We start from the raw sequence: 20,189 nt of genomic DNA on the forward strand, positions 1-20,189 counted from the left end.
GACTGGAAAGCGTTGATGGATTTCCAACTTATACGCCCCTTTAGCGAGCAAACGCCCAAGTGACGGTTTTTGTACGAAACGGCAAAACTACCCAAGTATGTAGAGAGCAACAAGGGTTAAGCTTTGCCAGTATAGCGGAGCAGTTAAACAATAATGGAATAATGGCTATACTACCCCGAAGGGTAAAGCTTTTGTAAGGCAAAGCGTTGAAAGGGCTTATAAAAAGCAATTAAGTTTTACATAAATATATAATTATGTATTTATATAAAAAATAGTTTCGCTAATTATGCAAAAAAGGTATAATCACAAACAAGCATTGAGTCAGTATCGTATAGCTATGAAACACATATCAGGGTTATTTTTAATAAAATTTTCATCAAAAGCTTACCCGTGTTATCATTTTAGTTCTTATTTCAAAGAAAAAGCCCGCAAGCAAAAACAGCGGGCCTGACATTATACTTGGTTGTGGTTAGTACATCCATTGGGGAATATACTTTCCCCAAAACTGGATAAATACCAGTAAAAGAATGGCTAAAGCGGAAGTAATAAAGCCTATGTTTGAAATGGTGGTATACAGGTTAGCCTTAGAATACTCACCATTATTTTTTGCTATTTTAGCTTCACTATCGCATACTTTTCCAATTAACCAACAACCATAAGTACAAAAAATAACAACCAGTAAGAATATCATGATACCATGCCCAAAAGGGATGTAAACATCTGGACACAAAATATTATATACTTTATCTTGCTGATTGTCAAGTCATTATAAAACAATTAGTATCCTAGTACCAAGGAGCAAGAACGCTCTGAACTTAGATTGGAAGCACAAAAGGAGATTATTCAACATTTTACCAGCGTTGATAATGCTATAATTGCCGTTTGGTAACTTTTCTAAGAATAGTTAGTACAAAATTTGGCATATATCTCTTTTGCCCTATAATGCACCATTAATTTGCATTCCTGCCAAATGAGAAAAAAGCAAAGTGATGTATGGACGCGCAGCAGCCGTGTATCTATACATGCGGCTCAGAATAATTATCTTCTATTGGCTATTTTTCACCGCTCATTGATATTCCCTATCGTTCATCCAATTTGTATTTGCGTATTCAGTCATTCGTTAGACCTTTGGCGAAACGTTGTTAGTCAATCAACAAAAGCAGCGCACTACAATGGAACCTCCATAGCGTCTTTCTCTAATACAGTTGCCAAGAGTTCCCTAACTCTATTTGGTTATAATCATTTCTTTTTTTATCGTATCGTACACACCTTAGTCAAATTAAGGTAGCCAATTTATTGGACACATTCAGTTTGAATGTGTTCGCTACTTTTTGCTATCTGCTGATTAAATAAATAACGCCAATGATTACCAACAACCTATTTGTTATTGGGAAAGAATCGCTTATACAAAATACTGTGTTATGATAATTAATAATCAGTTCATACTGTCAATAACACGGTTGTATCATACTGTGAAGCGAAGTATCCGTAATGGCTATTACCGCACTTGGTATGCTCTTACAAAACGAAAAATGATACTGCACTCATTTGAATGCAACCCTGTCTATCGCTTGAATCGCGGATACTTACTTTTGGCTTGGGATGTAGAAAACGCTTACAAAGTGCTGCTTTCAGGAGTCGGAGATGTAACCAAACTGAATCAAATCATCGTGCAGGCAAATGCAAATGTCAAGTCTTATACGCTTACGGCTTACGGGTACGATTCGGTAATTACGAAAACAGTAACGACCGATGTAATACCCTTTGACATGAAACAGGTCAAAATCAAAGTTCATCAGTTTGATGTATCAAAAATTGACGCAGCAACCGACCGACTTAGAAGAGTAAGGGTAAAAATCCCAACAATACAACAAACGCAGGGTCTGAATATTAATGTCCGAAGTTTGAATGTAAGTGTCAAAAATCTTTTGATGATTGTCAAATTACCAAGTATTCAGTTACGCCAACACCTGTTACAAATTCAACTAAAAAATCCGCAAGTGATGGTACAAAACAAACGCATTGCAATAGTGCCAAAAGTTCCGCATCCAGACGAACATGAATTGCATAAGCTCAAAGAAATCAATGACATCCGAAAGCTGGATGAAATGCTGAGCCAACTGGATTAGACTATTGAAAAATCATTAAAGAACATAAATCTAATTTAACTCTTAACCATGAAACGTTTACTCAATTACCAAAGCCCCAAAGTAGCAGGATTTTCCCGTTGGTTATACAAGGCAGGGGGAGCCGACGAACAAATTTTGAATTGCTGTTCTTACTCAGATCACGTAAAATATTTCTGTTTAGGTGGCATTGTTTTAATGACAGGAGTATTGGGGGGTATTTCAGGAGGTTACGCTTTTTATACAATTTTTAGCCCCAAAGCACTTGAATCGCCAGAACAACTTTATCCTATGTGGATACTTTTAGCAATGTCGTTTGGAACAGTTTGGGGCTATATCATTTTTAACCTTGATCGTTACATCGTGACCAGTACAGGTAAGGGCGATGGTACTGATGCGATTACAAGGAAAGAGCTTATCGGTGCCGCTCCTCGTTTATTTTTGGGTGCAATTATTGCGATTACAATTTCAGCACCTTTAGAAGTACGAATATTTCAATCAGAAATTGACGCACAACTCAATATTCGTCGTATTGCTTTCCGCGATAGTTTACGTGCAGGGGTAGATTCGAAGTTTGAAATGACTATCCAAAAGAAAGAAGAACAAAAAGCACAATTCGTTAAAGAACGCGATGAATTGCAAAAGAAAGCAGATGAATTACAGGCTAAATTGACAGACGAACTTGTCAACTCTAATCGCCCTGGCGATGGACCTGTTGCGCGAGGGCTTCGGACTGAAAAGGATAAAAAACAAGACGAAGTAAAGGAAAAGGATAAAAAAATTGAAGACTTAGCAACAGAAATTAAGAAAATAGAAGGTGATAGGGAGAAAGAAAGGCAAGGCACAGAGAAAACGGCTAAAATGCTTGATGGGCTTCTTGAACGTATCAAAATTGCGCACGAAATTGGCGGGTGGATTACAAAATTTATAACACTTCTCTTTCTGGCTTTGGAGCTAACGCCTATTTTCTTTAAGCTGATGATTATCAAAAGTCCTTACGATTATTTGGAAGAAAATGTACACGCTATCATTAAAGCACGGGAGGCCATCGAAATACGGCCTGAGTATTACAAGCCCGATGAAAACGGCAAAGCCGTCGATTACACCATTAATTATGTCCCTGACCAAATTATTCAAGAACAGGAGCATATTATAAGGAAGCAACGAGAGCTTTCCAAGAAGATAGTTGACAAGTGGGCAGCACAGGAAGATAAAAACATTGACGACGACCACGAAAAGTACATTAAACGCGAAGGCTAACGGTAGGGGCGAAATGTCCCTATTCAACTAAATTTCACAAACTATGACACTAATAAGGTTTTGATATAAGCAGTTTAGCCCCGTATCTGAATAATACCGAACCGTTACACTTTTTTCTAACATCTTCTATTGATTTCTAAACATGAAAGGACTTTGGAAATTCGCCTGTGTAGATAGTCATTACCTAAGCTATTGTTCGCATCAACACCGACAGCACCACACAGTACTGGGGTTAATGCTTCTGGTAATTACCCTGCTATCAAGTTTTGCAGCAGGGTATGCCATCAGCTACGTTACTGGTAATTACCTATCTATCGATGGTATTGGTTTGTGTTTCGGATTATCCATAACCAACCTGTACCGATTCATATTTTGTTCTCTTTCGGGTAATACGATCTATTTTGAAGGATACCAAACCAGCCGTTTACAAATTACCACTGCCGACATTGTACGGGTCTTTTTCCTAGGTTTCTTAGGTTTGGCGATTGCTGAAATGTTAGAATTAATGATTTTCAAACCTTCATTAGACCCGCTATTTGTCATCTTAAAAGGCAATCCTGAAAGTACCAACTACCAAGCATTACAGAGTAAACTGAATTTGACTGAAATAGAAGCTCAACGCTTTAAAATTGATTCAATGTTAAGCCGCTTTAGTCTGATGTATAAGGCATACAGTCAAAAGTTGTGGTTTTTTAGAGTGCCGATTATAGTAATGTTTTTAATACCGCTTTTTTTGAAGTCTTACTTGCACATCATTCGTAACGGCGAATATGAGCGCATCAAGTACCAGCATGACACGCTTTATATACGCAATGCTTACTATCTAACCAAAGAATACATCCAAAGACTTTTCAAAGAGTTGGTAGATGTTGAAATTTCCGATTACGAATTATACGAAGACCCGCCATTTAACACGCGACGTATTCAGCGGGAACGCAACCCTATTTTCACCAGACCCCAATAACCATGAGTACTCAATATATCAAAGGCATTTTTTCGGGTAAGTATGAGGGTGAAGACTTAAACGTACAGACCACGGCCACTAAGAAATACCACAGCATTGATTTGTACGAAGGCACAGTAACAGGGGCGGAGTACATTGAGAAGTACGATTTTTTGGGCATGACCGACGAACATTCTTTTGAACCCGAATATTTAGGAGGTATCAAAATAAAGTTCACCGACGGCACAGCACAACAGGTCAATTTGACCAATGTAATTATCCAGAGTGTTCAACTGCACGAAACCGTAAGCCGTGAAGGAAAAACCTACGGTGGGTTGACGGGTGTCATATACGGTAAAATTGACAACTTGGTACGAAGTGATCAAAGAGGAGGACAAACCAAAGATACATTAGTAGGCAAGAGCGGTTTTCGAGGTGGGTTCTTTGATGGTACGGGTGGATGTTTAGGGATTATTCTCAAACTATTAGGCTTATTTCTTTTACTGTATTTGTTATGGTGTTTCTTGTTTGGCAAGTGTTCCTGCCAACACCCCTGTCCTGAATGTCCACCTTGTGGCGAAAACGTACCACCACGGCCAACAGTTAACGACACGTTACGACGGGTGGTAATTATTGATACGGTATATGTCCGTGATAGTCTCAGATTATCACCAACCATAGACACTATTCGCCGTCAGGTAGTAATTTATGATACGGTAGAGGTAGATGATAGAGGCTTAGGCACGGGTGAAATGCAGATGAGTTTGTTTTGGCAAAATAATGATGATTTAGACTTAGTAGTTCGTACTCCCAATGGTTGGATTTATTTTGGCAATAAACAAAACGGTGGTGGTGTCATGGATTTAGACATAAACGCTAACAATCCTTTAACTAATAGCCCCATAGAAAACATTTTCTGGAAAAATGCACCACCCAAAGGCAAGTATGAGGTCTATGCCTTGTATTTCAAAAAACACAAACAAGACAATACCCCTGTACCTTTTACCTTAAAACTCAAATATAAAGGTCGAGAACAAATCTTTACAGGCAACGTTTCAAAACCATGTAACTGTGCATCTGGACGAATACCTGAGAGCGTACCCAACGGAGGTAATTCCGTAAAAATAACTGAATTTGAAGTAGGCAAAGGCGAGTATATGCAAGCCAGAACTATAAACAAATAATTACCCGTGAAACAACCTTTAAAAGATAGATTGCGTTCTTTTTTTGGTGGGAATGGTGTGTTTTGGGCATTGACCTATCTATTTTTTGTGATATTGGTGATGATATTTTTAAGCCCGTTAATCTTTCGTTTTGAGCCCGAACTGGCCACAAAACGTAAACGATACAAGGAAGACACCAAGCCCCGACTCGATAGCTCTGACCGCAAAATAAAGGAAGACTGTGCATTGCAGGAACACCGCATTACGTGGAGCGACTACGCAGGCCGTACGTTCAACGGTACCATCAAAGTCTGTATTAGTGATTACCCAACAAGTAAGAATAATCGAGCACAGTCTTCTTTTTATGAGCAATTGATTGAGTTCGACGCACCCAAACTTAACCGACTCTATGCCATGTTTTACGACATAGCGAAGCGTAACCAATTAGGGAACACCGAGACTGCCGAGATGATTGTAAGCTGTATTCAAAGTATTCCGTATTTTCTGGTAATTGCCGATGAAGCGGGCGAATACATGCGACGTTGCGAAGCATCAGGGCAAACAAATAACTTTGCCTATCAGTACTTACTGGCAAGACGACCATACATAGACGGTATTATACAAAACGGGGTACAATCTCCCGTCGAATTTATGTACAATCTCAAAGGTGACTGCGACACCAGAACCGTATTACTCTATACGGTGCTGTCAAAGTTTAAGTACGACGTAGTAATTTTGAACAGCGACGTGGAAGGTCACTCAATTTTAGGCATTAATATACCCACTGGTAGTGGTTTGTACTACGTTGAGCTCGGTACGGGCAAAAAATACTACGTGTGGGAGACCACAGCTGAAGGATATCAAATTGGCAGTTTACCAAGGTTTGAACCCCGAAATTGGTACATAACAACAAATCAATTAACCGTTAGGTAACTTTTTTATGAATACTACCCTATTTTTTTCGGCTTTGTTGCAAATTTTGCTTTCTTTGTTCATTGGAGTCATACTGCTTTACGGAGCATACCAAATCCTAAACCAAATTATTGCCCGTAAGTATAAGATTGACCCCTCCAGCAACATAGATTATGCTATTTTGTGTAGCGGAATTTTGTTTGCAGTTGGGTATTTAGCATCAAATGCCATGATACCTATCCAAAATGCCATTAGAATTGTGCAGAAAGACGGTGGCAGCTTCGTTGAGTCAGCTAAGTATATTATTTATTTCCTGTTGGTAAGTGTGGTAGTTGCCTTTTTGGTTGTGCTAATAAGTTTGTGGCTTTGGGGTTTACTTACTCGTAAGATCAATGAATTAGACCAAGTGAACAAGAACAATATACCCGTGGCTCTTATTACGACTACCATCGTAATTTTACTATCCTTATTTGTACGGGATGGATTTGTTATGCTTTTAGAATCTTTGATACCTTATCCAAGTATTCCGAACTACTTTTAAAATAAAGCTCAATAAATCTAATGGAAGAGTTTCTATCAAACATTATGTACGCCTTAATCGGTGTGTTTTTCGGATTGCTTGCCAATACTTTAACACAGCGGAACCAAAAATTCAAAAAATGGACTTTCTTATTTTACTTACTTGGCATTGTTCCAGTTGGATGTAGTATCTTTTTTATGAAAGAAAATTTAAACAATCCAGATAATTCAAAACTATGGTTTGGTTTTATAATCCTAATAGTATGTGTTCTATATCAAGTATTTATATACTTGATTCTCAATTATGATGATAGAGTATATTCACCAAAAGAATTAGATTTAATAATTAGAAAGTTTACTGAAAATTCAAAGATTGACACAATGCGTATGTTTGCTGGAGATTTAAATTTTTTTGGAACTGATATTAAATCTATTAAAAATAATGCACAATTTAAACAACTGTACGATCTAGAATTTAGAAGGATACAAATTTTATGTAGAAGACCAAAAAATGAACAAGAAGAAATTAGGTATGGAATGATTGTTAAAGAAATTAACAATATAGAATTACGATTTTATAATAAAAACATAGAAGACTTAAAAGTACGGGGACGAATTACTAAACATGCCCCATCAGTTGATGCAATAAGTATATATGAACGCATTGCTGCAAAAAAATATCGCGTTATAGAAAGTGACGTAAATCATTTTGATTGTGGATTATTTATTAAGATTTTTAAATTAGTTTGGCATAATGCAGATACTCCTACTCCAGTAGAATTATCTAAGTGGGCAGAGTGTTATGAGAATAAGTTACATAGCTTGAGTAATTAAGGAGGAAAAACCTCCTTAATAAAATTTTGACCTAATTAGTACAAATGCAAGTGTTGTTGAGAAAAGTCCAACACCAATACTTATTAAATATTGGTTTAAATGTAACGGATTACAGCCTATTACAATTAATAACTGAGCAATGCTAAATAGCCCGATGTGTTTTTTTAAATTTTTTATAAAAAAATACATTTTTATTATTGATAGAGGGGTTTTATTCTATCAATTCATTTTAACTATTTCAATGTTATTGTCAAATGATTTATATCAGTCAAGATAGTCATACGTAACGATAATTATCATGGAAGATTTTAAAAGGAAGATTTTAAGCGAAAAAACGCTACATTCATGTTTTTTTCGTACTTCTGTAGAAGCACCATATAGGAAAGCATTGATTAAAATAACAGACAAGTGTAATTTACATTGCGTTCATTGTTTTGTGTCTGCTACAAAACATGGTGACTCAATGAGCATATCAGATGTAACAGAAATTCTAATACCTAATTTAAAGAGATGTAATGTTATTAGTGCTACCCTTACAGGTGGAGAGCCATTTGCACACGCAGATATATTAGAAATAGTTGAAAAGTTAGTTAGTGCTGGTATAAGTACAAGTATATGTACTAATGCTACTTTAACAACTGAGTCACAAATATTACGTTTAAAAGAAATTGGGAATACATCTATAAATATTAGTTTAGATGGATTTAGCCCTGGCAGTCATGGCCTTTTTAGAGGTGATAAAAAATCTTTTTATCAAACTATAAAAACGATTGAACTTTTTGCTAAACATGGATTATTAAAAGGACTATTAATTACTCCTAATAAATTAATAAATACAGATGAATATAATTTTATTTATGATTTTGCATTAAAAAATGATGCTAAATATATTCTTTTAAATCCGTTATCTAACTATGGTAGAGGTGTTAAAAGCAAAAGTATTTTTTCTGCTTCTCAAAACATAATGAATGAAATAAAAGAAATAGCACAAAAATATAAAAACGAAGTAGATACAACTTTAATTAGGTTTCCTAATACTGAAAAAATACCGCTTTCATCATGTGAAGCTGGAAATATAGTTTATATTTTTGTTAATGGTGAATTAACAGTTTGTCCATATTTAGTTTTTGCAGCCAAAACACCTGATAGTAAGCACAGTCCCGATGAATTCATTGTGGGAAATATTTTTTCTGATTTAGATATTGACGTTAAGTTAAAACAATATGTTTTGCGTGAAAAATATGACTTAGGAGGTAATAATATATGTAAAAATTGTAATAATAATTTACAATGTGGTAAAGGATGCCCTGCGGCAATAATATCATCCGGCCAAGAAATTGAAGGTATTGATAAAGAAGTTTGTCCAAAGTATTAAAAAAAACATATATGTTCATTACAGTTGATGGAATTAATGGAGTTGGCAAATCTTCTATTATTAAGAAATTAAAAATAGAATTAAAAAAACTTAAACTAAAAGTCTTTTTAACAAAAGAGCCAACAGATTCCTTTTTAGGGAATTTTGTGAGAAAATCCGAAAATGATTTAAATGGAATTGTTTATACTTGTTTAATAGCCTCAGATAGATACTATCATATTGAAAAAGAAATTATTCCAAAATTAAAAAAAAATCTTTTCGTTATTTCAGATAGATATATTGAATCATCTCTCGCTCTACAAAGTTTAGATGGTGTAGATATTAATTTTATTTGGAATATAAATAGTAAAATAATAATTCCTGATTTAAGCATTATTTTAACGGGAGACCCTCGTGTAGTTGAAGAAAGAATGAAAAAAAGAAAAGCCCTCAGTCGGTTTGAAAGAAAATATTCTCGAAAACAAGAAATCGAAAAATACAAGGTTACATCAAATTTTCTAATTGATAAAGGATTCAATTTGATAACTATTAATAATACTGAAAATTCGATAGAAAAAACAGTAATGATTATAATTGAAGAGATTCAAATTTTATTAAAAAAACCATGACTTCATTATCCTTATTTTGTTGGAATATTGCAAACCCTTCTACTGAAAGAGTGGAGAAACAATTTAAATGGCTTCGTAAACAACCAAGCGATATTTTTCTGCTAACGGAAACCAAAAATAGTGAAGGTTGTAAGCTATTAGAAAAGCTTTTTTATGCTTATGGATATAATACAATCTTTCCTAAGCCTTTTGATAACGAGTATGGTGTGATGATAGCAAGCAAACATAATATTAAAGTAGGGAATTTTTCTAAAGGAATAAATTTTATAAATAGTAGGATTAGTTCTTGTGAAGTTCTAATTGGCGATATTCCAATAGAGATAATTGTTACTTATATCCCTTCAAGAGATTCAAGTGAATTAAAAATTGAAAGAAAAAGGCGTTTTATTGATGAATTAAAGAAGGCATTTTTAAATTATGACAAAAAAAATTTAGTTTTTTGTGGTGATTTAAATATTCTTGAACCAAACCATGTACCTCATTATTCTTTTTTTAAACAATGGGAATATGATTTTTATGATTTTTTAATAAATAACAACTTTGTTGATTCTTTCCGTATGTTATATCCAACAGAATTGGCTTATAGTTGGATAGGCCGTACAAACGATGGGTATCGTTATGATCACACATTTGTATCAAAAAATATATCCTCATATATTGATGGATGCTATTATAATTCAGAACCTGTAGAATTAAAATTGAGTGATCATTCGGCTATCATATCCAATTTAAAATTTTAGCATTATTATTATTGCTTATAGAAACAGTACCACATTTTATTTTTATCTTTAATGATGCGTTTTATCGCATTTTTTATATTTTGCACCATGAAGCTGCTCACACAAGAGTTAATAGATTGGTCGCCAAGAATGAGTTAAAGACCCACTGGTAATCACCAAGTTTTTCCATCCATTCTCACACCGAACACGGTATGCCGAGTATGATGAAAAAAGGCAAGAGTTTTTCGGCTATGTTGACTGAAATGACCCTGAACGGTGATATTTCAGCTTGCAGGAATTACTAAATGTAAAGGTTAAAGGTTTGGGTATGAAAAGGGATTTACAATTTAAATCAGCCCGCTTTTCAACGCTCGAAATTTAAAAAACAAAGTAATTAAGCAATTAATCAGACTATTGAACTTCTACGCTCAAAAAGCAACAAATACTCAAATTCCGTTACATGAGGGGTCGTCAATAACAAAAATATTATGTCATTTTTTAGGTTTATTTGGAAAAGCTTGTGCTCGCGCAAGGTTTTTCTCTATCTTCGTAAGTGCCTTTTCACAGGCACTTTTTTATTCTTTTCCCAATACCATGAGAAAACACAAATTCTTGACGCAAGAACTCCTTGCTGACTTTCGCAAAATCTGAGTACAATCAGAAACAAAAGACCCTATCGTAGTATGTAAGTTTTTTGACCCATGTTCAAAGCGAACACGGTTTGCAACTGAATACGAAGAGGAAACAGGAATCTTTTTTTGATTTGTCGTAGGAGTAGAAAATGAGCGAGGTTCTTTCAGTTTATATGAATTGGAAGAATACAAGTGACCACTTGGTATTGGAATTGAGAGAGATGCAAGCTTTCATAAGTGCCGCTTCTCTGAACTCAAACAAAATGAGGGCTTGTAGCCGCCTGACCGTTGGTAGGGGTGCAAGCCCCTTTTTATGTAATTACATATTTATATCATTATGAAATATTTTATTTTTAGTGCCTGCATTGTTTTGATGATTACAAGTTGCCGCCCCGACGATGTAACCCCAACAATCGAACGACCAACCCGTGACGACCACTTGACCCTTGGAAATCCAAGCAACGCCACGAGCGACCCGAATAATTCAAAAAATTACCTTATTCAACGGCCAAGCTATGCACTAAGCTATAACGCAACAACGAATCTTACTAATTGGTGTTCCTGGCATTTATCAACAGCATGGAAAGGGGGAGTTGAACGATATTCTGGTCAGTTTATCCCCGATAATACATTGCCCCAAGGGTGGTATGTTGCACGACATAGCGACTACACCAATACAGGGTTTGACCGTGGCCACCTTTGCCCGAGCGACGACCGAGACAGCACCATTGAGGAGAACAAAAGCACCTTTATATTAACTAATATTGTACCACAAGCCCCAAAACATAACCGTCAGGCGTGGAATCTACTGGAGCAATACACACGAGAGTTATTGAAAGACGGGAACGAAATATATATTGTAGCAGGAACATACGGTAAAGGAGGAGAAGGCGACAACGGCCAAGCGACCACCATCGGCAGCATCACCGTACCGAGTGCATTATGGAAAGTCATTATTGTACTACCTATCGGGTCAAATGACGTGCAGCGTGTTACAGCCACAACGCGAGTCATAGCCGTATGGATGCCAAACAATAATGAAGTCGGAGCGGAGAAGTGGAGCAATTACAGGGTCAGCGTTGATGAAATCGAGAAACGCACAGGCTTAGACTTCTTTTCAAACGTACCCACAGGGATTCAAAGCAGCATCGAGCAAAAAACTGATTTGCAGACAATTCAAGCGGTATTTGATATTATTATGTAATTACAAAATAGCGTACCTTTATAATGCCCTTTTGAGGCGTTTTTATTTCATTTTCATTAAAAATGCGATTGTTTCATTTACCGCTTATCGCAGTATTTTCAAAAGCCGAGTTACAACATTATGCGGCTTTTGAATACCAAATTGAGTACAAAGACCCTGTATTACTTGCAAAGTTCGTTGATTGTGTCCGTTGATGATGTATTTATCCGATTCGGTATGATTACAAGAATAGCGATTTTTATGGCCTATTTGTACCAAGTTGGCGAGATAGATTGCGAGGCGAGACAACAAGACGAATCATTTTTGATGAATCAGGTATAACTGATTGTAACATTGTAGTCAAAGACACGTCTTTTACTCCATGCAAACTATCAGATTTACCAATCAAGAACAAAGTGGGCTTGTAGCCGCCTGACCGTTGGTAGGGGTGCAAGCCTTTTTTTATTTTAAGCAACAAACATGAATACAATACGAGAAAACAATTTTGAAACTGTGTTTTGGCATGAGTTAGGACATTTCGTTGCATATACTATTTGTTATGAGGAATTTAAAATATTAAGAGTAGGGAGAATAAAATTCTTCCAAAAAAAAGGGACTGATTCTATAGATGCTGGGATAATCTATGGAGCTATTCCTAAAGACCAAGGAATAGATTATGATAGAGGCAGTATCCCTGAACGTATTACAACAACTCTATATGGTTGCATTTTTGAAAGTATCTTTACTGAAAAAGATTTTGAGACTTGCTTTCATAGTGTGCCTGCACTAAAAGATAAACAATCCTTTCTTGATGAGTCAGGTTCATATTCTAAAAAAATTGAACATATAACAGTCAAATATGCAGCAAATCTGCGGTTCAAAGAATATTTCAATCAATTAAATTTCAATAACTTTTTGCCTTTCTTTGATGATTTCGATGAAGAAGAAAATCAGATAGTTTACTATATTGAAGAGGCAGAAGTAACAAAACTTGAACTCATACTTCAACAGTTCCTTAAAGAACACAAGTCTGATTATTTACAATTCTTACAATCTGTCCGTACTATAATGAATTGGGATACAAAACCAATTCCAATGATTTATGACTAATTGAAATGATTTATAGGTAACAATATTACTTTTATGGGTATAAGCCCTTTTTTTATTTCTTTGATATTTACTATCTTTACTTTTGCGGGTCGGATTGCCTGCAATTTTTATTTTGTAATTCAATGTTTCATGCTTTTAGCACAAAAAAGACCCCCAACTTTTGATGAAGCTGTACGACCCAATCACAATGTTTGAATGGTATCCGATACAGTTTGACAAAAAGAGGAAGTCTTTTTTTTGATTCTTTGCCCGTAATGGAAAAGGTGAGTTTGGTGAGTTTGACTTGACACTAATCTATCAATGAAACCTATTCCCGTTTACCACAAAGTCAAGAACCGAAAAGGTCGAGTATAAATTTTTCTGATTTATTTGGTAGTATCGAACACTACACCAAATAATCAACCCTAATAAGGCTTGTAGCCGCCTGACCGTTGGTAGGGGTGCAAGCCTTTTTTATTGAAAACTGTTTGTATTTCAAGTGGGTTTATTTACATAATTATGCAATTATATATTTATGTAATATTGATTTTTACCATCAGATTGATATAGTGATTCAGCAAACCAAAACACAAATCACTATGTCAAATGCAACTCTAAAGGCTCGCTCCGCCTCACTTGAAAACGTCCTTTTTACCGTCGAGCAACACGAACTCACACCCAACAGAGCAATACTCACCGACTGTCATTTTGGTGGCCAGTACGCTTCGGCCATCTATTGCCCAAGTATGAACAAAGTCTTGCACCTTGCAGGGAGTAGCTATAAACTGGTTAGTAATGAAGCACTTGTAAGCCCTATCATTTCCAAGCTTGATTCTACGTTTGGAAAAGATGGCTACAAAATCAGAGCATGGAACGAAGACGACCGCAGATTTTCAATCCAGTTTATCTTGATTGATAGTGTCTTGAAAGTGACCAATAAAGACTATCTGAACGCCATGATTGAAGTTCAAAACTCATACGATGGAACACTACGCCACAGTATCAGTTTGTCGTTTTATCGACAAATTTGTAGTAACGGCCTAATGGGTTATCGGAAAGAGGCACAAGTTCATCAAAAGCACAACAATGACCCATTGCCTAACTTGGATATTATCTTGAACCGCCTTGATGCACTCGATGATAATTTGCGCGAATTTCGCAAACTCACCGAACGAAGAATAACTGCAAAGGAGATTGAGGAAATTATGAAACGGTTACGGGAGCAAAAAGGCGACACATTCCCAAAGCGAATCATTGAGGAAGTTCCATTGAAATTGTACGAAGAAGCCGAAGCGTTACACACCGAGCCGAGTGCTTGGTTGCTATACAACAGCTTTAATGGTATTCTGAACCATGACCAACGGGTAGGGCTTGCAATGGATGTGAAGGAGCGAGTTGATAGGGGTGTGCTTGATACTATCAAATTGCAGCTTGCGATTAACTAATGAGGCAAACGGGTTATGTACCCAATTCACCTATGTATCTGTTTCAGGTAAGTAGGTGTTTTTTTGTTGCAATTACATTACATAAATATATAATTACATAAAACAATAATTATATATTTATGTAAAAATATTGTATCTTTGTTTATCAAACTTGATTGCAACGATGGGACTGTTTCAAAACCTTACAACACGGCCAAATATCTATTTAGATGTGTACTTGGTATCAGTTAAAATTGGCAATAAGATACGCTTGAAACCCTTAGAGGGTCAGAATGTAGCAAGTAGCTACTTTGTGGATTGTTCAAGAAGTATTAGGAAGCACTACCCTATTGGTACGATTTTCCAAAGTGATGTTCGCTTAGTTCATCCGAAGAATCGCAAGCCATACTTACAAGTCATTCATAGAAACAACCTTGAAAGAGCGATTGACTTTTTAGAGCATAACATCATACTACAACGTAGTCAGATTATTTAATTTTATCCATTATAAGTACATGAAAATTATTACCGTAGCCCATCAAAAAGGAGGAGTCGGCAAGACAACATTAGCCTTAAATCTTGGGTATTGTTTACAAAACTCATTACGTGTTGCGATACTGGATAGTGACCCTCAAGGGAGCATTGCAGGATTGGGCGAGTTAGTAGGATTGAAGGGAATTGATTTGATACCCTTAGACGAGATTACTACTATTAAAGACAAGTACGACGTGGCCATCATTGACACGCCCCCGTATTTGAGCAACAAGCTACCTGAATTTTTTGAGATGTCAGACTTTGTACTGATACCAACAAAGGCAGGCGTTCTTGATGCAATGGCAATAAAGGCAACTATTGCACTACTCAAAAAATCACAAGTAAAACGGCCAAATCTGAAAGCAGCGATTGTATTAAATATGATACAACACCGCACCAGTTTGACCGATGATATAAAGCAAGTATTAGAAGATTATGCAATGCCTATCATGGAAACGATGATAAGCCAAAGGGTAAGTTATGCACGTTCCCCTATTACTGGAGGAGTATTTGAAACAGACGACGACAAAGCAAAGCAAGAGATACTTGACTTAACAAAAGAGATTTTGAACTACTTATAACCTTTTACATCTTACACCAATCACGATAATGGGAAAGAAAAATTTCAAAACAGAATTAGAATCTTTAGGTACTAAGCTTAAAGAAAAAGAAGACACGACACCAATACAAGAAGTGTCACCAGTGAAAGAAGCAAGCACACCATTACGGTCAACAACAAAGCAAAAAGCGGAAGAAATACAGTTCACTGTTTATATTCCTGTTGAGTTGATGGACACCATTAGAGAGATTGGATTTAGAAGAAAAAAGAAGATTAAAGCTATTTTTGTTGAAGCGTTAGAGGAGTATGTAGCAAAGAGTTAGGATTAAACGTGAAGCATAGCAGAGACGAATCAAGAGTCATTCACTTTATGTAATTATGTATTTATGGCAATGTGTAAAAGATTGAAATATGGATGCACATAAATACATAATCTATTGAATTTTTTGTAGTATTATAAAGTTCTGACTTGTAAATAGTTACTATGTTTTATAGGGGTACTTGAGTACCCTTTGTTTTACCCTCATTTTGCGACATGAAAATTGGCGAAAAAATGGTCAGTTTGATGTACAAGCTGACAAACACCTGCGACCCCCGCACCCCCGAAAGTTTGTATTTGGGAGGTACAAGAATGTGTGACATACCACAGTTAGTGGACGAATTCATGATGATGTGGCTCATCGAATACGACAAAAAAATGTGGCGATTCTGGATTTTTCGCCCGTTGGTCGAGTGGCTTTTTATCAATGAAAGGTTTGTCAAATTTTCCGAGTTTCAAGAAGTTTTCAAGGGGACAAACACCAGTGGTTTGAGTCGTGGCTTGTTCAGTTCCTATAAAGACCAAGGGGCAAGCAAGATTGATGATTTGAAGATACGTCACCCTATTTTTAGGTTGGCGGGTATCGGGAGCGAGAAGGCAAGACAGCAGTTCATCATGAACTACAAAGAGGATGATTTGGCAAGTTACTTTGCCTTTATGAAGAAGAAAAATCCAATACTGTACACTATCTTTCACGATTGGCATAGAGTCGCAGTACCCAAAAAATACAGGATTCATTCATGGATAACAGGAACGCCAGGTAGTGGGAAAAGTGAGTTGATGAAATCCATGATTTTGCAAGACATTAGGCAAAATCTCAAAAAGGATTGCTCCATTATCGTGATAGACCCCAACGGGGATTTTACAAGGGAAGTTGCTCAATTCAAAGAGAACGCAGAGCCAGGGATGAAAGACAAGTTGATGTATCTTGACTTGGATTTATTCAAAGGTCATTACACTCCAGTAATAAACCCATTTGAGATACAAGCTACTGATAACCTTGAAAGAGAGATAGACCTCCAAAATCAACAGATAGGTAGTGCCTTGGTTGAGATTTGTGAGTCATTTGGTCAACCGCTCACGAACCAACAGCAGACCTTGATGTATAACTGTGTCAATGTACTTTTGGAAAGAGAGGGGTCAAGTTTATGGGATTTACACACTTTTGCATCATTGGCCAAAAATGATGTTCATACGATACCGTTAGTAGAAGCAGGGAAAAACAGTAGTAACCCTGCAACAAGAACATTTTTCAGAAATATGTGGGAAAATGTCAGCACCTTCAAAGACTCAAAGGCAGGGGTATTAGTTAAGACTACTACCCTACTTGGGATGCCATCATTTGCAAATCTCATATCGGGCCCCAGTACCATTAATTTAAGGAACGCACTGGATAACAACAAACTCGTACTATTCAATCTTGCAATCGGAAACTTGGGAGATAAAGCCCCTATTTTCATAGGTAAAATCATTATTTCCCTGATTCAAAGTATTTCGTTTCAAAGAGCAGCGTTGGAAAAAGACGAGAGAAAACCCGTATATCTGTACATTGACGAGTTTCAGGATTATGTATCACCGTCAATGATTAGAATACTCACACAGGGGAGAAAGTACAAGATGTACTTGACCATTGCCAATCAGTTTGTAGGTCAGGGAATGAATTACGAAGAGCAGGACGCAATTTTTGGAACAACAAAAATCAAAATCATTGGTGCAAACTCATTTAAGTCTCTCAACGCTTTCAGCAAAGAGACTGACGCTGAAATTGCCATTTTGAAAAAGTTGCAAGTTGGTGAGTTTATGGCTAAGATTGCGGATGGTGAGCCGTTCATCTTACGTAGTTCAACTGAAAGTTTGGACGATAAGAACGCCATGACTGATAGGCAATGGCAACAAACAGTCAAGGAACAGAAGGCAAAGTATTACAGGAAAAGACCAATTGATGATGTCTTAGCCTATATGAAACAGTTGGAGGACGACCCCAATGTAATTTTGAACACTCCCCCAACTGATGAAAGTACTCAAAAACCCATAGACCGAACGAAGAATAACAACAACGGCAAGTATAACAGTAATCGGAAAGACAATAACGATAAAAAAGGGCATAACAACAATCAAAAGAACAAACCGCCATTTAATCCGAAGAACTCCGATAAGAATGATACAAACAACAACGACAAAAAAAACGAAGACGGCACGGATGAGTCAAAGGAACAAGAATCATAATCACGAGCATATCGTGCTTGTTTCAGGCTTACAAGAAAGGATATTGAGAAAGCTTGCAGCTCATAAATACCTTACTGTCTCGCAATTAGTAAGGTTGAAAGTTGGTATCAGAAACAGAGTCTATGAAGCCCTCAAAAAACTCATTGACGCAAAATTGGTTAAGTTTGCGGATTATAAGGCACTATTAAGATACGGAAAACAGCTTGAAAGAATCCATTTTTTGACCCCCAAGGGGGCGACCTTATTGGTTGAGAATACGCCAAATCTACACTATGACAATATCAGATACCCCAAAAGTGCTACTACCCTTTTTACGCATGATTATTTCCATAGAGTCAGTACGATTAATACTCAAATTTGTATTTTTGAGTGGTTGTCTAATCACTCATTTGACCTGATTAGGTACGATACTTATTTCGATGTAATCGGTAGTCGCAAAAAGCATCAAAAAGAGCCGATGCACGCAGTAACAAGAATTGAGTTTGGCAATGGTCATTTTCTTGACCCCGATAGTATCGTCATTTATCAAAAGCCGATGCGTAAGGCTCAAATTCTGCTCATTGAGGTGTATAATGGTAGAGATGCCAAAAGAGTCATTGAACAACTCAGAAAGCACGTCTATACCGTCAAGCATGGTTTAGCTGCTTCAAAATACCAGTTGGAAGTAGTCACAAAGGTTTGTTGCACCTTCGAGCATGAAAGCAACTTACAAGCTGTATTGAAAAGAGTTGAGATTGACCCCTATTTTCAATTTGACGGAATCGAAGATTACTTTTTTTTAGGATTACACGAGAACGTAATGAAAAGCTTTGAAACGGCTTTTGTCAACCTACACGGTAAGAACGTTTTAGCAAGTGAGATATAAATTTATGTAATTATGTAATTATGTAATTATGTAATTATCCATTAAAGTTCTCAGGAGGAAAATTCTGATTGTCTTTACCTTCCTTAAATGCAAGGATTATCAATATGATAGCACCTGTGACGCATAATACAGCTATAAAATGTTCAATGACGACGTAAATTAGCAAGAAGAAAAGTATAGCTACTATCCCAGAAAAGATTTTATTATTAAACAAATGTTCCATCTCAACTGAAGTATTTAATCAATGAAAATTTCAAATAGGGCAGGATATTTAATTGGTGCTGCCGTACTAATCACTATTGCTGTCATCTATGAAAACAGAAAAAAAGAAAATCTAATACACAGCTCGGTTACAAGTGCTAAAGAGCATACAGAATCACCAAACGAAGATAATGGGTCTAAGTCAGATTCCATAACAATCACAATTGATAAAAAAATTGAGGGCGATTTGGGTCTGTATTTTAAAATTGAACAAAACCGTATTGAGGTAAAAAGGGGGGAATATTTTGTTATCAAACTCATTCCTATCAAAAAAGGGACGGTAGAAAGGATTCTAAACACCTCCGATATTCGATTAGTTTTTGAAAAGGGGGGGTATGCTGAAATAGTTAGTCATGGTTCGTCATTTGCAATAGCGGATAGATTAAATAAAGCTTTTGACGCACAAAACCCCGTGAGATTACAGTTTTCGATTCCCGAATCAGATATTTTACATGGTTCAGAGCTGAACGGGTGGTTAGAGTGTGATTGCACCATTTCAGAAGATACGCCTTAATCAAATGGTTGTGTCAGATAATAATAGCTGTCAAATGAAGATAAAAGTCATCTGATGCACAATCCCCCCACATTGAACAACAAACACTCCTCTGCTCCATTTCGCCCAAGGTGAAAACTGGCTT

The 20,189-nt window shown here is 36.4% G+C and carries 18 protein-coding genes; all 18 read left to right on the forward strand.

Going from position 1 to position 20,189, the window contains the following annotated elements:
- Positions 1-1,532 precede the first annotated feature (1,532 nt).
- Entirely contained in the window at positions 1,533-2,129 is a 597-nt protein-coding gene (locus K339_RS0108710; protein WP_028523258.1) for a hypothetical protein, read from the forward strand.
- A gap of 48 nt (positions 2,130-2,177) precedes the next feature.
- Complete coding sequence (locus K339_RS0108715) at positions 2,178-3,386, forward strand: DUF4407 domain-containing protein (RefSeq protein ID WP_028523259.1); 1,209 nt, start codon at positions 2,178-2,180, stop codon at positions 3,384-3,386.
- Between the two features lie 142 nt (positions 3,387-3,528).
- Positions 3,529-4,350, forward strand: a complete 822-nt coding sequence (locus K339_RS0108720) for a DUF4407 domain-containing protein (protein ID WP_028523260.1) — start codon at positions 3,529-3,531, stop codon at positions 4,348-4,350.
- Between the two features lie 2 nt (positions 4,351-4,352).
- A complete protein-coding gene (locus K339_RS0108725) occupies positions 4,353-5,513 on the forward strand; it encodes a DUF2135 domain-containing protein (RefSeq protein ID WP_028523261.1) in 1,161 nt (386 codons plus the stop codon).
- Between the two features lie 6 nt (positions 5,514-5,519).
- A complete protein-coding gene (locus K339_RS0108730) occupies positions 5,520-6,425 on the forward strand; it encodes a hypothetical protein (protein ID WP_157607530.1) in 906 nt (301 codons plus the stop codon).
- Between the two features lie 7 nt (positions 6,426-6,432).
- Positions 6,433-6,945 (forward strand): DUF350 domain-containing protein, encoded by a 513-nt coding sequence (locus K339_RS0108735; protein WP_028523263.1) that lies wholly within the window; start codon positions 6,433-6,435, stop codon positions 6,943-6,945.
- 20 nt (positions 6,946-6,965) lie between these two features.
- A complete protein-coding gene (locus K339_RS0108740) occupies positions 6,966-7,757 on the forward strand; it encodes a hypothetical protein (protein WP_028523264.1) in 792 nt (263 codons plus the stop codon).
- Between the two features lie 298 nt (positions 7,758-8,055).
- Entirely contained in the window at positions 8,056-9,132 is a 1,077-nt protein-coding gene (locus K339_RS36610; protein ID WP_051397893.1) for a radical SAM protein, read from the forward strand.
- Between the two features lie 11 nt (positions 9,133-9,143).
- Positions 9,144-9,740 carry a dTMP kinase gene (gene tmk, locus K339_RS33045; RefSeq protein ID WP_051397894.1) on the forward strand — a complete coding sequence of 199 codons (597 nt, stop codon included), beginning with the start codon at positions 9,144-9,146 and terminating at the stop codon, positions 9,738-9,740.
- Positions 9,737-10,480 (forward strand): endonuclease/exonuclease/phosphatase family protein, encoded by a 744-nt coding sequence (locus tag K339_RS0108755; RefSeq protein ID WP_028523265.1) that lies wholly within the window; start codon positions 9,737-9,739, stop codon positions 10,478-10,480. Before tmk ends, K339_RS0108755 begins: the two co-directional genes overlap by 4 nt.
- A 948-nt stretch (positions 10,481-11,428) precedes the next feature.
- Positions 11,429-12,295, forward strand: coding sequence for a DNA/RNA non-specific endonuclease (locus K339_RS0108760; protein ID WP_028523266.1), 867 nt, complete (start codon positions 11,429-11,431; stop codon positions 12,293-12,295).
- 459 nt (positions 12,296-12,754) lie between these two features.
- The gene (locus K339_RS0108770) at positions 12,755-13,384 is read left to right on the forward strand and encodes a hypothetical protein (protein ID WP_028523268.1); all 630 of its coding nucleotides are present in this window, start codon (positions 12,755-12,757) and stop codon (positions 13,382-13,384) included.
- 578 nt (positions 13,385-13,962) lie between these two features.
- On the forward strand, positions 13,963-14,808 hold the full coding sequence (locus K339_RS0108775; protein ID WP_157607531.1) for a DUF932 domain-containing protein: 846 nt from the start codon (positions 13,963-13,965) through the stop codon (positions 14,806-14,808).
- A gap of 494 nt (positions 14,809-15,302) precedes the next feature.
- Positions 15,303-15,902, forward strand: coding sequence for an AAA family ATPase (locus K339_RS0108785; RefSeq protein ID WP_028523271.1), 600 nt, complete (start codon positions 15,303-15,305; stop codon positions 15,900-15,902).
- Positions 15,903-15,930: 28 nt separating this feature from the next.
- Positions 15,931-16,203, forward strand: a complete 273-nt coding sequence (locus K339_RS0108790; protein ID WP_028523272.1) for a hypothetical protein — start codon at positions 15,931-15,933, stop codon at positions 16,201-16,203.
- Between the two features lie 341 nt (positions 16,204-16,544).
- Complete coding sequence (locus K339_RS0108795; RefSeq protein ID WP_169731830.1) at positions 16,545-18,425, forward strand: type IV secretory system conjugative DNA transfer family protein; 1,881 nt, start codon at positions 16,545-16,547, stop codon at positions 18,423-18,425.
- A 43-nt stretch (positions 18,426-18,468) separates the two neighbouring features.
- Positions 18,469-19,290 carry a replication-relaxation family protein gene (locus tag K339_RS0108800; RefSeq protein ID WP_169731831.1) on the forward strand — a complete coding sequence of 274 codons (822 nt, stop codon included), beginning with the start codon at positions 18,469-18,471 and terminating at the stop codon, positions 19,288-19,290.
- 244 nt (positions 19,291-19,534) lie between these two features.
- Positions 19,535-20,065, forward strand: a complete 531-nt coding sequence (locus K339_RS0108810) for a hypothetical protein (protein ID WP_028523276.1) — start codon at positions 19,535-19,537, stop codon at positions 20,063-20,065.
- Positions 20,066-20,189 lie beyond the last annotated feature (124 nt).

The sequence above is a fragment of the Runella limosa DSM 17973 genome (assembly GCF_000482465.1).
Taxonomy (GTDB): Bacteria; Bacteroidota; Bacteroidia; order Cytophagales; family Spirosomataceae; genus Runella; species Runella limosa.

What these genes read in the sequence shown, in the direction of transcription:
- K339_RS0108770 (WP_028523268.1), top strand. Translation starts at nt 12,755, where the DNA reads ATGAATACAATACGAGAAAACAATTTTGAAACTGTGTTTTGGCATGAG.
- K339_RS0108795 (WP_169731830.1), top strand. Translation starts at nt 16,545, where the DNA reads ATGATGATGTGGCTCATCGAATACGACAAAAAAATGTGGCGATTCTGG.
- K339_RS36610 (WP_051397893.1), top strand. Translation starts at nt 8,056, where the DNA reads ATGGAAGATTTTAAAAGGAAGATTTTAAGCGAAAAAACGCTACATTCA.
- tmk (WP_051397894.1), top strand. Translation starts at nt 9,144, where the DNA reads ATGTTCATTACAGTTGATGGAATTAATGGAGTTGGCAAATCTTCTATT.
- K339_RS0108810 (WP_028523276.1), top strand. Translation starts at nt 19,535, where the DNA reads ATGAAAATTTCAAATAGGGCAGGATATTTAATTGGTGCTGCCGTACTA.
- K339_RS0108710 (WP_028523258.1), top strand. Translation starts at nt 1,533, where the DNA reads ATGATACTGCACTCATTTGAATGCAACCCTGTCTATCGCTTGAATCGC.
- K339_RS0108740 (WP_028523264.1), top strand. Translation starts at nt 6,966, where the DNA reads ATGGAAGAGTTTCTATCAAACATTATGTACGCCTTAATCGGTGTGTTT.
- K339_RS0108760 (WP_028523266.1), top strand. Translation starts at nt 11,429, where the DNA reads ATGAAATATTTTATTTTTAGTGCCTGCATTGTTTTGATGATTACAAGT.
- K339_RS0108715 (WP_028523259.1), top strand. Translation starts at nt 2,178, where the DNA reads ATGAAACGTTTACTCAATTACCAAAGCCCCAAAGTAGCAGGATTTTCC.
- K339_RS0108775 (WP_157607531.1), top strand. Translation starts at nt 13,963, where the DNA reads ATGTCAAATGCAACTCTAAAGGCTCGCTCCGCCTCACTTGAAAACGTC.
- K339_RS0108735 (WP_028523263.1), top strand. Translation starts at nt 6,433, where the DNA reads ATGAATACTACCCTATTTTTTTCGGCTTTGTTGCAAATTTTGCTTTCT.
- K339_RS0108755 (WP_028523265.1), top strand. Translation starts at nt 9,737, where the DNA reads ATGACTTCATTATCCTTATTTTGTTGGAATATTGCAAACCCTTCTACT.
- K339_RS0108725 (WP_028523261.1), top strand. Translation starts at nt 4,353, where the DNA reads ATGAGTACTCAATATATCAAAGGCATTTTTTCGGGTAAGTATGAGGGT.
- K339_RS0108720 (WP_028523260.1), top strand. Translation starts at nt 3,529, where the DNA reads ATGAAAGGACTTTGGAAATTCGCCTGTGTAGATAGTCATTACCTAAGC.
- K339_RS0108790 (WP_028523272.1), top strand. Translation starts at nt 15,931, where the DNA reads ATGGGAAAGAAAAATTTCAAAACAGAATTAGAATCTTTAGGTACTAAG.
- K339_RS0108785 (WP_028523271.1), top strand. Translation starts at nt 15,303, where the DNA reads ATGAAAATTATTACCGTAGCCCATCAAAAAGGAGGAGTCGGCAAGACA.